We start from the raw sequence: 14,367 nt of genomic DNA, 5'->3' as shown, positions 1-14,367 counted from the left end.
CAAAAGCAAAAGGGTCATCAAGTAACTTGATGACCCTTTTTTGTGTCACGTTTTCTAACGTTCGGGGGTATTTCGGAGCCGTTTGTGCGTTTTACTTAACTGCACGAACCAATTCAGCAATGCCTTCCCAATCGCCGTTGTCCATCATTGCGGTTGGCACCATCCAAGTACCGCCACAAGCTACAACCGATTTCAGCGCTAGGTAATCTTCCACGTTGGATGGGCTTACGCCACCTGTTGGCATGAATTCCACTGGGTAAACCGCCGTCAGTGCTTTCAGCATGTTTACGCCGCCTGATGGCTCAGCAGGGAAGAACTTCAACGTACGCAAACCCATTTCCATCGCTTGCTCAACCAAGCTTGGGTTGTTTACACCCGGTACGATAGTCACGCCACGTTGCTGACAGTATTTCACTGTGGTTGGGTTGAAGCCTGGGCTAACGATAAAGTCCACGCCCGCTTCGATCGCGATATCCACTTGTTCTGTGGTCAGAACGGTGCCCGCGCCAATCAACAATTCTGGGTACGCTTCACGCATGATGCGAATCGACTCCGCCGCCGCTTCGGTGCGGAATGTCACTTCCGCACATGGTAAACCGTTTTCTACCAACACTTTTGCCAGTGGCAGAGCGTGTGCTACGTCGTTGATTGCGATAACTGGGACGATTTTGATATCTCTTAATCGTTGTTCAAGTGTTGTCATGGGGAACCTCTAAAGAATAAAGCTTAATGTTGCGACGATAATAAACGCGATACCGCCAAGTAACGTTTCCATTACCGTCCAAGTTTTTAATGTGGTTTTCTCATCCATCTCAAGCAAACGAGATACCAACCAGAAACCAGAGTCATTGAAGTGAGACAGTACCGTTGCACCACCCGCAATCGCGATTACGATAAAGCAAAGGTCGAGTTCACTCAAACCTGTTGATGCAGCCACAACTGGCGCGATAAGAGCTGCCGTAGTGGTTAGCGCTACCGTTGCCGAGCCTTGAGCAACACGCAGACAGGTTGAAATCACAAACGCCGCCACAATCACAGGCATACCTGTGTCTGTAAGAACGTCAGCCAGTGCATCACCGATACCACTTGAACGCAGTACGCCGCCAAACATGCCACCAGCACCCGTTACTAGGATAACGCCACAGATTGGAGCCAATGACTCACCACACAATTTTTCTAGTTTTGCCATGCCGTAGTCTTTGGCAAACACAGCCAGACAGACAATCAAAGTAATCAGCAACGCGACTGGAGTTTTACCTAGCATACGTAGGAACTCAACCAGTGCCGTTTTGCCATCAATCACACCCGCAACCGCCAGTGTGTTCAGTACCGTATCCAAACAGATTAGCAGGACTGGCAGCACAAGGATGGTCATAACCGTGCCAAATTTTGGTGCGTTGCGCTCATCCACCATCGCTTCGCCATTAAAGAAGGCTTTAGATAGTGGGATATCGAATTTTTTGCCCGCGTACAAACCAAATAGGTAAGCGCCAAGGTACCAAGTTGGAATAGCCACCAGAATACCCACCACCAATAACAGACCGATGTTTGCACCAAGGAATTCTGCCGCTGCAACCGGACCTGGGTGTGGTGGAACAAACGCGTGCATAACCGCAAAAGCACCAGCTGCAGGCAACGCGTATTTAATTGGTGAGCCACCAAAACGAGCCGCCACACTTAGGATGATTGGCATCATCACTACAAGGCCAGCATCGAAGAAGATTGGGAAGCCAAACAGTAATGAAGCGACGCCCAAAGCAAATGGTGCGCGCTCTTTACCAAAGCGACCAATCAAAGTGTCTGCCAGCACTTTCGCACCGCCAGTCACTTCAAGAATTTTACCGATCATCGCACCGAGACCAACCAGCAATGCCACGGAAGCCAGCGTGCCGCCGAAGCCGCCCATCATGGTCGATACGACTTTCTCTGAAGGAACGCCAGTGGCGATTGCCGTACCTAAACTCACCATAGTAAGGGAAGCAAAAGCATGGACTTTCAGTTTAATGATCAGAACGAGTAACGCTGCAATGGCAAGGCCTGCAATCGTCAGTAGGAACGTAGGATCTGGGGCTTGGGTTAATTGCTCCATAGGTTCACCTTTAAGAATTATTGTTTGTGTTATGGTTCACATTTATTTCAGTTACCGGTAACATGTTACCGATAACATGAATAAGATAAACCCATATTTTAAAGTGAATTCAAAAATTGAGATCACGCGCAAATTTGGTTATGAGGATAAGTTATGGCTGGTAGTAGTGTCATCGTTATGGGCGTTTGTGCTAGTGGTAAAAGCACAATTGGTGAGCATCTAGCGAAAAAGCTAGGGCGTAAATTCATTGATGGTGATGATCTTCATCCACGAGCGAACATTCAGAAAATGGCTTCGGGCCAGCCTCTGAACGATGATGATCGCAAGCCATGGCTAGAACGCATTCGTGATGCGGCGTACAGCCTAGAAAGCAAAAACGAACACGGCATTATTGTCTGTTCAGCACTGAAAAAGATTTACCGCGATCAGATCCGCGAAGGCAACAACAACGTGACCTTCCTGTTCCTTGATGGCGATAGGGAGTTGATCCTTAATCGCATGCGTATGCGCAAAGGCCACTTCATGAAAGAAAACATGGTGAAGAGCCAATTCGAGACACTAGAGCGCCCAGACAACGAGCCTCAAACTCTGATCGTCAGTATCGACGGAGACATCAGCGACGTGGTGGAACGCTCTGCCGCTGAGCTAATCAAAATGCAAGCGATCGAGGTGGCGTAATGACTCACTCTGTTGTTCTTGAGGTCACACAACGCTTGACCGAGCGCAGCCGTGAAGCGCGCGCTGCCTTTCTTGCTCGCACCGAAGTGCAAGCCGAAGCTGGCAAAGGCCGTGTTGGTTTATCTTGTGGTAACTTAGCCCATGCAGTCGCCGCTTCTTGCTCTTCTGAAAAGAAAAATATTCTCGATTTTACTCATGCCAATGTCGCGCTGATCAGCGCCTACAACGACATGTTGAGCGCCCACCAGCCGTACCAAGATTACCCAGTGCAAATCAAACAAGTGCTGGCGGACTACGGCCATACAGCGCAAGTCGCAGGTTGTGTGCCAGCGATGTGCGATGGGGTGACTCAAGGTCAAGCAGGCATGGATATGTCGCTGTTTTCGCGTGACTTAATTGCGCAATCAACGGCGTTGTCTTTGAGTCACAATGTCTTTGATGCCACATTACTGCTTGGTATCTGTGACAAAATCGCCCCGGGGCAACTGATGGGCGCGCTGTCTTACGCGCATCTACCGACTGCGTTTGTACCAGCGGGTCTGATGGCTACGGGCATCAGCAACGAAGAGAAAGTCGACGTGCGCCAAAAATACGCAGCGGGAGAAGTCGGCAAAGACGCTCTGCTGGATATGGAGTGTCGCGCTTACCACTCTGCGGGTACGTGTACGTTTTACGGCACCGCCAATACCAACCAGTTGGTGTTCGAAGCCATGGGCTTGATGCTGCCAGGTTCGGCATTCATCCATCCCCATACCCAACTGCGTAAAGCGTTAACCGATCACGCGGCTCTGAAAATCGCCTCAATGACGGCGGGTTCTGCACACTTCCGTCCGTTGGCCGAGGTGGTCACAGAAAAGAGCTTGGTCAACGGCATCATCGCTCTACTTGCATCTGGCGGCAGCACCAATCACACCATTCATATGATCGCCGTGGCACGTGCTGCTGGCATCTTGCTCACGTGGCAAGACATCAGCGATCTGTCGGATGTGGTTCCTTTGTTAGCTCGCGTTTACCCGAACGGCCCAGCCGATATGAACGCGTTCCAAGACGCGGGGGGCGTGCCAGCGTTATTGCACCGCTTGAACGAATCCGAGCTTTTGCATCGCGATGTGAAACCCGTGTTTGGTGAATTTGAAGACCAAATGACGCTACCGAGTCTTGTCGATGGCCAACTGACTTGGACACCGTGCCAAGGCAGCCAAGACGGTGACGTGATCGCCAAACCAGACGCCACATTCCAAAATACTGGCGGCACTCGCGTACTGACTGGCAACTTAGGCAAAGCCGTGGTGAAAGTGTCTGCGGTGAAAGAAGAGCAACGCGTGATTGTGGCACCAGCGATCGTATTCCAATGCCAACACGAAGTGGAGGCCGCGTACAAACGTGGCGACCTGAACAAAGACTGCATCGTTGTGGTCACACACAACGGCCCAGCGGCAAACGGCATGCCTGAACTGCACAAGCTGATGCCAATTTTAGGGAACGTGCAAAAAGCGGGCTTTAAAGTCGCGCTAGTGACGGACGGTCGTTTATCTGGTGCATCCGGTAAAATTCCGTCTGCGATTCACGTTTCTCCAGAAGCCATTCGTGGTGGCGCGATTGGTTTGGTGCGCAACGGTGATTTGATTCGTCTGGATTGCCAAACGGGTGAACTGAACAACTTAAGCGACACCACTGGTCGCGAGTTGATTCATTTCGATACCGAATCGACCCAACAAACTTGGGGACGAGGTCTGTTTAGCGTGATCCGCCAAAACGTATCGAGTGCAGAAGAAGGCGCAAGCTTTATTGTTTAAGGCGAGAAGAAAGACCTCGTCGTTCCGACGAGCCCAAGCAAGATCAGGAATTTAATATCAACGTGCTGTGAAGCCAGAGAAAACTCCTCTGCCACAGCACTTTTTGTTGGTAGATTCTGAATCACGCTCGTCCCTCGCTGTTCAGAATGACGAGCGTTGGGATTGGCCTCGGTTCTTTTTAAAAATGAATGAGTCCGTCATTCCGACGAGCCTAAGCAAGATTAGGAATCTACTATCAACGTGCTGTGAAGCAAGAGAAAATCCCCCTCTGTTACAGCACTTTTTGTTGGTAGATTCTGAATCACGCTCGTCCCTCACTATTCAGAATGACGAGCTTTGAGATTGGCCACCGCTATTTCTAAAAACGAATGAATCCGTCATTCCGACGAGCCTAGGCGAGATCAGGAATCTAATATCGACATGCTATGACGTCAGAGAAAACTCCTCTGCCACAGCACTTTTTTGTTAGTAGATTCTGAATCACGCTCGTCCCTCGCAGTTCAGAATGACGAGCTTTGGGATTGGCCACCGCTCTTTCTAAAAACGAATGAATCCGTCATTCCGACGAGCCTAAGCGAGATCGGGAATCTAATATCAACGAGCTGTGAAGCCAGAGAAAACACCTCTGCCACAGCACTTTTTGTTGGTAGATTCTAAATCACGCCCGTCCCTCGCTGTTCAGAATGACGAGCGTTGGAATTGGCCTCAGTTCTTTCTAAAAACGAATGAATCCGTCGCTCCGAAGAGCCCAAGCAAGATCAGGAATTTAATATCAACGTGCTGTGAAGCCAGAGAAAACCCCCTTTGCCGAAACACTTTTGTGTTGGTAGATTCTGAATCACACTCGTCCCTCGCTATTCAGAATGGCAAGCTTTGGAGTTGGCCTCGGTTCTTTTTAAAAATGAATGAGTCCGTCATTCCGACGAGCCTAGGCGAGCTCAGGAATCCACTATCAACGTGCTGTGAAGCCAGAGAAAATCTCCTCTGCCACTGCACTTTTTGTTGGTAGATTCTGAATCACGCTCGTCCCTCGCTGTTCAGAATGACGAGCTTTGGGATTAGCCTCAGTTCTTTCTAAAAAACGAATGAATCCGTCATTCCGACGAGCCTAGGCGAGATCAGGAATCCACTATCAACGTGCTGTGAAGCCAGAAAAAACACTTCTGCCACAGCACTTTTTGTTGGTAGATTCTGAATCACGCTCATCCCTCGCTTTTCAAAATGGCAAGCTTTGGGATTGGCCTCAGTTCTTTCTAAAAAACGAATGAATCCGTCATTCCGACGAGCCTAGGCGAGATCAGGAATCTAATATCAAGGTGCTGTGAATCCAGAGAAAACACCTCTGCCGAAACACTTTTGTGTTGGTAGATTCTGAATCACACTCGTCTCTTGCTACTCAGAATGACGATATCTAGCATTCAGTAAATTACATCAAGCGGTCTTCATCACTACGACCGCAGCAATCACCACAAAGATACCAAACCAGCCGATTGGCTTGAGTTTCTGCTTAAACAGCAAGGCTCCACCCACTGCGGTACCCAAGATACCGATCGCACCCCAAGAGGCATAAGCAATGGCTAAGTCGATCTCTTTCACCGCTTGTGCCAACAGCGTGAATGCTGTCAGTACCAACACAATCGCCGCAATGCCCCAGCCTTTATATTTAAAACCTTTTGAGCGTGTCAGCGCCATATTGGCCATGATATCGACCAAGGCAGCCATCACGACAAATCCAAATGACATCGTAAAAAATTGACTCATGATTCGCACCTTGTACTAGTAGAAAATGAACGTTCTTTTGCCGGTTTATCGGCATTTTTCTTGGCGTTAGGTTGACCATGTGATTCCCCTAAGGTCACACACACAATGCCAACAACGGCTAACATCAAACCAAACAACTCTTGATGGTTTAAGTGTGCATCAAAGGCGATGATCGACACCACGGTGATCAACGAGATACCCAACCCTTCCCAAACAGCGTATGCCACACCGATAGATATTTTCTTCGCGGCAAACGCGAGAAAGTAGTAAGAGATTGCGATCAGCACATACATTACGATGTAGCCCCACCACCCGTGCCCTTGTCCGATAAGAGACATAGTGCTTGTACCAGCCACTTCGGCAACGATGGCGAGCAATAAAAATAGACGTGCAACTAGCATGATTAATCCTCCATCAGAAATAAAAAAAATGCATAACGGAGAATGGTGAATGTCGCGTACCTGTATCGACATTCAAAAAGTTAAAAAGATAAAAATGAGCCACTTCTCCTGACTATTTGAGATAAGGTTAGCGCTGGGTAGGAAAAAGAGACAGGTAATTGAGATATTCATTTTTGAATATCTTAAGAAGTAAGTTGTCTATGTAATCACATAATATTGATAAGGTTAAAGCATCTACTCTCTCATTCAGCCGATGCCATCAGGTGACGTCATTGCGTAAAAATCAGCGGCGTATTGAGGGTTTGTCGCACCACTTTATGTAGGTGTCTGTGCAAAGGATGGTTGCGGTTGGTTTGAAGGAAACCGCCAGAGACCACAAACTGACTGAACTCACGATTAACGGGTGGCATTGCGTAAGAGGCGAGTTCTGGCATCAACAATGCCGAGCTTTGACTGGCATACATAATCGCGTCGGTTTCTTGCAACATTTGGCAAGCCAAACGCAAATTATAGGACTTCAGTAACACTACTGGCTCATAACCCATGCGTCGATACTCGGACTCCACGGTACAAAGCGGTTTATATGACGCAGGCGCAGGCAAAGAGACGAGTGGTAGTTTGGACACCGTGTCCCAATCATTGCTGACTTTCGACAACGTTGGGTGGTTTTTGCGCGCCAAAATCACTCGTTTTTCAACGAATAACGGGCGCATGTAAATGTCTTTCGACAGCTCGGTCTCTTGGTCAAGAATGCAGTAATCGTGCTCGCCTTCTAACATTTCATCGTGCGAGTAAGTATTCCAGCTGGAAAAGGCAAAGTGCGCTTTGGGAAAGGCTCGATGACAACCAGTGAGCAGTCGCTGCCCTTGTTCATCCATCAAATAAGGGTCAGTTACAATCGCAATCTGCCCTTGGTATTGCAGTGGGTCGAACACTTCAAATTCTTGCACCACTTTTTCCAGTGGTGCAACCATATTGTCGAACTCGGCGGCGAGACGAATCGCCATGGGTGATGGCTCTACCCCATGTGCTTTACGCACAAAAAGCGGGTCATCAAACACTTGCTTCAACTTCATCACGCCGCGGCTGGCGCTCGGTTGAGAAATGCCAAGCTGCATTGCGGCCAGCTTGATGCTGCGGTTTTCCACCACGGCTTTTAATAAACGCATTAAGTTGAGATCCAATGCATCCAGCTGATGTGCCATACCCTAACCTACCAATACCATTGATGAGCGAATACAAAGAGCAGTTAACAATTAGTTAAACACTCTCTCCCGACGTGATCTGATAACCCATATCGAAGACTTTTTCTTCTTGCGTTTCGCCTTTCAGGCGCGCAATTAATAGCTCTGCGCTCTTTACACCAATTTGGAAACGCGGCGTATCAACGCTGGTCAGTTTCGGACTGATGGTTTGACCGATATCCAGCGCGTTATAGCCCGCCACTGCCAATTGCTGTGGAACTTGAATGCCACGTTGCTGCGCACTCAGCATGGTGCCAATTGCGATGTCATCGTTGGTACAGAACACCCCATCGAGCGTTGGGTGCGTTTCCAGTGCACGTTCGAGCAAATCATGCGCTAAAGAAAAACTCGAATGATCACCAGTTAATACATGTTTAGGTTCTAGCCCTGCTTCTGTCATCGCGCGATCGTAACCTTGCATCCGCAATTTGGTTCGCGTATCCAGACGCGCGCCAAAATAGACGATTGTACGCTTCCCCGTATCTAGCATCTGCTTAACCACGGTGTACGACGCATCTTCATGATCGAGTCCAACCGCCATATCAATCGGCTCCGATGGCAGTTCCATGGTTTCGACCACCGGAATGCCCGCATTTTTGATCATCTGTAATGTACGCGGCGTGTGATGGCTTTCAGTTAGAATAAGCCCATCGACTTGATAAGAGAGTAATGACGCGATCTTGCGCTCTTCTTCAAGCTCATCGTAGCTAAAATGCGCTAAAAGCGTCTCATAGCCATTGGCTTTGGTCACCATCTCTATGCCCTGAACAAAGGAAGCAAAAATTTGGTTGGACAAAGACGGCAGTAAAATACCAATGGCTTTACTGGAGGACTTTGACAACATCGCCGGTGCACGGTTTTCGATGTAACCCATCTCTTCAATCGCAGTCGCAATCTTGGCCCGAGTCTTTTCTGCCACCGATTCAGGGTTACGCATATAGCGTGAAACGGTCATCTTCGTGACGCCAACCTGGTCTGCGACATCCTGCAATGTCGTACGAGTTTTCTTATTCTGTTGAGCCATAAATATGTGATTTATCAGTAATGTTACAAGTAACATTATGACGAATAGACTCTCTGCCGACAAGTTCAGTGAAAATAATTCGCAAAATCATGACGTTATTACTCCATTAGCCATCAAATTGCGTTTCATGGATTGTGAATCAAAACCGAATAAATAAATGACATTTATATCAAAGTTCTTATAAAATGCCGTACCTAAAAGAATAAGACATTAGTCACAGTGCAGTTAGGCTCTAGCGAAACCCAGATTTACTACCACCTGCTTGATCTGGACGACTCCCAAAAGCAGCAATACCTCCAAGCATTGCAACGAAGTCAACCTGAGCTGTATCGACAACTCGTTCCTCTTTTAGCCAACGAGACACCGGAAGAACAACTAACGCAGTTACTTTATTTTGGTGCTCATCAGGCTACGAACCAAGACGTCGATCTAAGCGGAGAAATCATCAGTAAGTACCGCCTAACTCATGAGTTGGGGCGTGGTGGCATGGGTGTCGTATACGCCGCTCTACGTGCAGATGAAACGTTCGAGCAAGATCTGGCTATCAAGTTTATTCAAAGCAATTTGAGCAATGTGTTAGGGCAACGCGCACTCTTCGATGAAGCTCAACTTCTCGCGCGTCTAAACCATCCTTACATCGCGAAAGTGTTTGACGGCGGTCTCCATCAAGATTCGGTTTACATCGTGATGGAGCGGGTGTTTGGTCAAACTTTGGATGAGTATCTATCTGAAAATAAGCTAGAAAAAACGGAGAAGCTGCTGTTGTTTAAGCAGATCTGCCAGGCGATGGAGCACGCCCACCAGCACCAGGTTTTGCATGCCGATCTAAAACCAGAAAATATACTGATTGATCGTAGCAAGCGTCCCAAGCTGCTTGACTTCAACTTGACTCAAAAAGCGCACTCCAACCGAGAAGATTCACCCTCAGCGCTGATTGCGTTTAGCCAAAATTTTGCCAGCCCAGAGCAGCAAGCAGGACAGGTTCTAACAGAGCAAAGCGACGTGTACTCCTTAGGCAAAATTCTCGCTTTGATGTTTCCATCACCAACAATTTGGTCTGATGTTTACTGGGTGATAAGACGCGCAACGCGTCCTGCCACTCAAATGCGATATACCGATGCTAGAGCATTGCGCATTGATATCGAACGAATTATCGAACGCCGTCCAATCGAGCAGAAAAAAAACTGGCCATTGTATAGCGCCTTTCGCTTGGTACAGCGACGTCCCCTTGCTTCGGTATTGTCAGGCATCATTGTGCTCTCTGGTGTGTTATTTGGCAGCGCCATGATGCAAAAGAATATCCAGCTGCAACAAGAGAAGAAGATTGCAGAAGATATGATGTACGAAATGACTCGCCTCATCTTCCACGCGAAGGGGAAAAATGTCGAACATCTCTCAGTGAACTCCATGATGGAGTTAACACGAAGGCGGATACTCTCTAACCCAGATATCCCCAAACATATAAAACAAAAAATGTTGTTGGCGATGATGACACCGGTGCCAGAGAAGCACCTAACTACACCAATGAGTTGTCAGCCAAATTGTGCGTCTAAGGACAGCACCAACCAATAAGGCTTAAAACAAGATGTATATACGTTCAGTGGTATTTTGGCTGTCTGCATTGACGGCTACGTCCACGTTGGCAGCAGACGTTTCAGCTGCCACTTCACACCCACCAGCTTCAACCTTGAAGCAAGGCTACTTTATCGACGCCCCAGTGACTGGCCTGTATTACAAAACCAGTTCCAATATCACTGGCGTCACTCAGCAAGGAGCATTTCATTACCAACCCGGTGATGTAATTAGCTTCTTCCTTGGTAACGATGATAAAGGTTATCTGCTGACGACCTTATCAAGCCAAGAAGTGCTGACGCCGACGATGGCGACAACCAAACCTAGCCGCAGCATCAATATGACGCGTCTGCTGCTTTCTCTCGACAGCACGCCTGAGAATCGTGAGGAAATTGTCCTAGCAAACCGTGTGCTGTCTGATCCTCACTTTCAAAGCCAGCTCAAAGGCCTTGATCTCAATTACCTGGATGACGCTAAACGCTACCTCAATCTCGATTGGGTATCTGTCAATGAGGCGATTGAGCACCTAAACGAAAGCCAGCAGTACATTGAAAAAAATTTTTCCTCTGATGAGATCATTTTTGAACCTCGCGACATGACGTTCAAAAACATCGTCATCAAAAAGAAGGATTGGCAAGGCCGCGCTTGTGCTTACGATCTACGCTATCAGCATCATCCCAAATATCGTCCTCCTATTGGTGAAACTCGATTCACCATCACCAAAGACTCATTGATTGAACACCCAAGCATTGGCGACCATTTTCAAGGCTGCTTCCTCTCGATGAAGCGCCCTATCACGGAAGATGTCGTCGAACCGATAAGCAAGTTTGCGGATTGGTTTAATATCGTTGGTTGTTCAATCACAGGGTGCACCCGCAACGACTTGAATGGCTTCTCTCTCGAAGACTTCGATGATGAAGGCGACTGGAAGTACCGCTCCGTTGCCCTCAATTTTGATCCGAGCACCGAGTTATTGATGGAAAAAGTACAAGGCCTCGGGCGTAAAAAAAACATCCAACACAATAACCGCACAGAAATGCTCTGGTTTACGTATCCCAATACTAGCGAACACGACATTGACTACCTCGGCGTGTGGCAGCAAACCGAATACCACCAACAGTCCATGACACAATCGTGCCTATTGATGCGCCATCAACAAGTCATGCGACTGCCGCAAAATACGGACACCTGCCCAACCGATACAAGCCTGTACACCCAAGATGTTACCCGCGAATTTGCCGACATGTGGTGGGTCAACAATAGCGCCCCCAAAGCCGAACTCGCGCAAATGAACGTCATGGTACGTTGGTCAACAACCCCATCCGAAATCAATTACACCACCTGGGAATACTTGCCAGCTGGTGCAACTTGGGAGCAAGGCATTTTATATCGCTATCAACAAAATGTTCTGCGCAACCAAGACGGTTCCGATCGCATTGAAACCCACACCATTTCTGAATTTGTCAAAGTGAGCGAGGATGTATAACCATGGCAACAGCAGTAGCACTGACACAAATCATTCAACAATGGCAATCTGGTGATAAACGAGCTGAGAGCGAGCTCTATCAGTTTGCTTATTTACAGTTGCGTAAGATCGCCCAACACGAGCGTGAACGAAATGCAGAAAAGTACGGCACCGACAACAAAGTACTGGCAGACAGCGTCAACAGCACCACGGCATTAATTCATGATGCTTACCTGAAAATGTCCAACTGCGACATGAGTGAAATTGAAACAAAGCGCGATTTCTTTTTGATGGCCGCCAAAGTGATGCGTCAAATCTTGATCGACAACGCACGCTCGCACCAAGCACAAAAGCGTCAACACATTACATTGATGAGAGATGAAGAAGATCGTTTCGAGCAATTGATTATCATGGATAAAGCTCTGGATAGTTTCAGTAGCCGCTATCCACGCCAATCGAGCGCACTCAAACTCAAGTATTTAATGGGCATGAAAAACCAAGAAATCAGTGAGCTACTCGAGTGCAGCGCAAGCCTGATAGAGAAAGACCTCAAATTCTCTCGCAGTTGGCTACAATCACGAATGGCGCACACGTAATCATGAACAAAAAGCTTTGGATAATCGGCGCAGTATGCGTCGGTTTGTTCGGTATTTACTTCATTTCAAACAAACACAATTTGGCATCTGTAAAAGACTCGTCAGACAACGCCGACAAGTCAACCCAGCAAGCACATCGTCAATATGAGCGCACATCTTTAGTTGAAGTAAAGCAAGCGTTGACAGGTTCTGCGTTGGATCGCACTCCTAAAAAAACGGGAGATGACGCATTTAACTCCGCCCTTTTAGGACAACCAGGCCCTGTTACGAATCCATTTCATACCACAGAAGACAACACGTTTTACGAGTCAGCATTGGGTGATAAGAACAGCCGACCACAAGAGGACCCATCAGAGAATAATAAACCCATCATCAACCTCACTGTGGAACAGCAGCTACAAACCATTATTTATGCTTGGGAGCTGAAACAAAACTCTCCGGTGAGTTATTCGCTCAACCTTAACCAGCTTTTTGAAGACCCAGATGGCGATCTCCTCACCACTCAGATTTGGCTTGAAAACGCCAATGGGTTAAGAGTCCTCAACCAAGGACAAATGATGGTGCAAGGAGCGCCTGAGGAAATAAAAACCACCACATATTTGGCGGTAGCAGCGCGCGATGATTATCACGGTAATAGCGATCATGCATGGGTCACAACGCGCTTTGAGTTACCCGTTATCACACCCGATCAAAATGACACAGAACACCCGTTAGTTGGCGATGTAGTTTATCGCCTAGAGACGACACAAAATCTTGCAGGTATCGCGTACGCGTATGAAGTGGTGTATTGCGAGGCCTTTCAGTTTGAGGGGGGCGAAGTAAGTTATGCCGCCTCACACAACAAACGCCAGTGTCCTGAAAAGGGAGACTTGAAAAAAGTGGGCAAGTACAAAATCAGTGATGATTCGTTGATCGTTTATGTCCAAGGTGTACGCCAAATTTGGACCATCAAAAAAGAATACCCATCTCAGGTTCATGAAGATACTCGGAACTACTTCACCACCGTGTTTGATGGTAAACAATTCGAAAGCTATACCATGCAAAAGAACAAGCAGTCCATGGAGAAGCGCATCAATGCACCGACAGGACGATATCTGCATCAAATCTCCTTTTTTGATTATTTGCTACCTCTCCCAAGTGGGGGGGATCTGGTTGCTGAAGTTGGCAATTATATTTATCACTATGGTACTCAAGTCATTGGTCCTCATGGTGAAAGCATCGAATCCGATTTCAATTTACACACTTATGGTCCTAACCTGTATTGTAGTGATGTCGCCATTTGGTATCACAGCCATGTCATTGCTGGTCAAGGAGACTATCAAATCGACATCATATCAGACCCTAACCCAGACGATCCGACTTACCAAATTGATTGCCACGAGTTCATCAGCACCCCTGCTACTGGACAACAATCGTTATCGTTTGATCTTAACTATTCCCCTTACGACGAGCTACTTGATGGCGAGGTGTATAGCTACATTTTACGTCCAAAACCTGAGCTCGCTGATCGCGTTGAGGAATTTAAGATCAACATGATTTATCACGCCCCAGCCCTTACTAATACCCAATAAACCTTTATTTACAGATGGTTATTTTGACAAAACAATCATCCCAAAAACAAAACTGGAACCGTGATCAAATTATCAATTTTCCACCATAGACAAAAAATAGAAATAAATTTTACGGGTTTTGTGCGGATTTTCGTGTCTTGAACCTAAGCTCAATAGTCATTAAAAAGACA

Annotated in this window: 12 protein-coding genes; 6 read left to right on the top strand and 6 right to left on the bottom strand. The window is 47.4% G+C overall.

Features of this window, described 5'->3' with window-relative positions; all coding sequences use genetic code 11:
• Positions 1-91: 91 nt before the first annotated feature.
• Together R8O10_RS00165 and R8O10_RS00160 are read right to left on the bottom strand one after the other, a co-directional pair.
• Positions 92-703 (bottom strand): bifunctional 4-hydroxy-2-oxoglutarate aldolase/2-dehydro-3-deoxy-phosphogluconate aldolase, encoded by a 612-nt coding sequence (locus tag R8O10_RS00165; protein WP_025624148.1) that lies wholly within the window; start codon positions 701-703, stop codon positions 92-94.
• Positions 704-712: 9 nt separating this feature from the next.
• Complete coding sequence (locus R8O10_RS00160; RefSeq protein ID WP_012841240.1) at positions 713-2,089, bottom strand: GntP family permease; 1,377 nt, start codon at positions 2,087-2,089, stop codon at positions 713-715.
• Between the two features lie 153 nt (positions 2,090-2,242).
• Here R8O10_RS00160 and R8O10_RS00155 point away from each other — a divergent pair, with 153 nt between their 5' ends.
• Together R8O10_RS00155 and edd are read left to right on the top strand one after the other, a co-directional pair.
• Positions 2,243-2,767 (top strand): gluconokinase, encoded by a 525-nt coding sequence (locus tag R8O10_RS00155; protein ID WP_005379140.1) that lies wholly within the window; start codon positions 2,243-2,245, stop codon positions 2,765-2,767.
• Positions 2,767-4,563 (top strand): phosphogluconate dehydratase, encoded by a 1,797-nt coding sequence (edd, locus tag R8O10_RS00150; protein ID WP_318146093.1) that lies wholly within the window; start codon positions 2,767-2,769, stop codon positions 4,561-4,563. Before R8O10_RS00155 ends, edd begins: the two co-directional genes overlap by 1 nt.
• Before the next feature lie 1,431 nt (positions 4,564-5,994).
• Here the strand turns inward: edd and R8O10_RS00145 are convergent.
• The 4 genes from R8O10_RS00145 to R8O10_RS00130 form a co-directional block, all read right to left on the bottom strand.
• On the bottom strand, positions 5,995-6,324 hold the full coding sequence (locus R8O10_RS00145) for an SMR family transporter (RefSeq protein WP_005478614.1): 330 nt from the start codon (positions 6,322-6,324) through the stop codon (positions 5,995-5,997).
• The gene (locus R8O10_RS00140; protein ID WP_005384225.1) at positions 6,321-6,725 is read right to left on the bottom strand and encodes an SMR family transporter; all 405 of its coding nucleotides are present in this window, start codon (positions 6,723-6,725) and stop codon (positions 6,321-6,323) included. Before R8O10_RS00140 ends, R8O10_RS00145 begins: the two co-directional genes overlap by 4 nt.
• 269 nt (positions 6,726-6,994) lie before the next feature.
• On the bottom strand, positions 6,995-7,930 hold the full coding sequence (locus R8O10_RS00135; RefSeq protein ID WP_005379132.1) for a LysR family transcriptional regulator: 936 nt from the start codon (positions 7,928-7,930) through the stop codon (positions 6,995-6,997).
• Between the two features lie 55 nt (positions 7,931-7,985).
• Positions 7,986-8,993 (bottom strand): substrate-binding domain-containing protein, encoded by a 1,008-nt coding sequence (locus R8O10_RS00130; RefSeq protein ID WP_017636149.1) that lies wholly within the window; start codon positions 8,991-8,993, stop codon positions 7,986-7,988.
• A gap of 219 nt (positions 8,994-9,212) precedes the next feature.
• Here R8O10_RS00130 and R8O10_RS00125 point away from each other — a divergent pair, with 219 nt between their 5' ends.
• Genes R8O10_RS00125 through R8O10_RS00110 form a run of 4 tightly spaced genes read left to right on the top strand, consistent with a single transcriptional unit; the run spans position 9,213 to position 14,197 of the window.
• Positions 9,213-10,565 carry a serine/threonine-protein kinase gene (locus R8O10_RS00125; RefSeq protein ID WP_213912314.1) on the top strand — a complete coding sequence of 451 codons (1,353 nt, stop codon included), beginning with the start codon at positions 9,213-9,215 and terminating at the stop codon, positions 10,563-10,565.
• Positions 10,566-10,578: 13 nt separating this feature from the next.
• Positions 10,579-12,051: a hypothetical protein gene (locus tag R8O10_RS00120; RefSeq protein ID WP_005384234.1), complete on the top strand. Its 1,473-nt coding sequence runs from the start codon at positions 10,579-10,581 to the stop codon at positions 12,049-12,051.
• A gap of 2 nt (positions 12,052-12,053) precedes the next feature.
• A complete protein-coding gene (locus R8O10_RS00115; RefSeq protein ID WP_005379118.1) occupies positions 12,054-12,626 on the top strand; it encodes a sigma-70 family RNA polymerase sigma factor in 573 nt (190 codons plus the stop codon).
• Positions 12,627-12,628: 2 nt separating this feature from the next.
• The gene (locus tag R8O10_RS00110; RefSeq protein ID WP_318191050.1) at positions 12,629-14,197 is read left to right on the top strand and encodes a hypothetical protein; all 1,569 of its coding nucleotides are present in this window, start codon (positions 12,629-12,631) and stop codon (positions 14,195-14,197) included.
• Positions 14,198-14,367: the final 170 nt, after the last annotated feature.

This window comes from Vibrio sp. 1727 (assembly GCF_033344415.1).
GTDB classification, from domain to species: Bacteria; Pseudomonadota; Gammaproteobacteria; order Enterobacterales; family Vibrionaceae; genus Vibrio; species Vibrio alginolyticus.
Note: the sequence above shows the minus strand (reverse complement) of the source record. Positions and strands in the feature narration are given on the sequence as shown.

Excerpts from the sequence above, each read along its gene's own strand:
- R8O10_RS00165 (WP_025624148.1), bottom strand. The coding sequence starts at position 703 with ATGACAACACTTGAACAACGATTAAGAGATATCAAAATCGTCCCAGTT.
- R8O10_RS00160 (WP_012841240.1), bottom strand. The coding sequence starts at position 2,089 with ATGGAGCAATTAACCCAAGCCCCAGATCCTACGTTCCTACTGACGATT.
- R8O10_RS00155 (WP_005379140.1), top strand. The coding sequence starts at position 2,243 with ATGGCTGGTAGTAGTGTCATCGTTATGGGCGTTTGTGCTAGTGGTAAA.
- edd (WP_318146093.1), top strand. The coding sequence starts at position 2,767 with ATGACTCACTCTGTTGTTCTTGAGGTCACACAACGCTTGACCGAGCGC.
- R8O10_RS00145 (WP_005478614.1), bottom strand. The coding sequence starts at position 6,324 with ATGAGTCAATTTTTTACGATGTCATTTGGATTTGTCGTGATGGCTGCC.
- R8O10_RS00140 (WP_005384225.1), bottom strand. The coding sequence starts at position 6,725 with ATGCTAGTTGCACGTCTATTTTTATTGCTCGCCATCGTTGCCGAAGTG.
- R8O10_RS00135 (WP_005379132.1), bottom strand. The coding sequence starts at position 7,930 with ATGGCACATCAGCTGGATGCATTGGATCTCAACTTAATGCGTTTATTA.
- R8O10_RS00130 (WP_017636149.1), bottom strand. The coding sequence starts at position 8,993 with ATGGCTCAACAGAATAAGAAAACTCGTACGACATTGCAGGATGTCGCA.
- R8O10_RS00120 (WP_005384234.1), top strand. The coding sequence starts at position 10,579 with ATGTATATACGTTCAGTGGTATTTTGGCTGTCTGCATTGACGGCTACG.
- R8O10_RS00115 (WP_005379118.1), top strand. The coding sequence starts at position 12,054 with ATGGCAACAGCAGTAGCACTGACACAAATCATTCAACAATGGCAATCT.
- R8O10_RS00110 (WP_318191050.1), top strand. The coding sequence starts at position 12,629 with ATGAACAAAAAGCTTTGGATAATCGGCGCAGTATGCGTCGGTTTGTTC.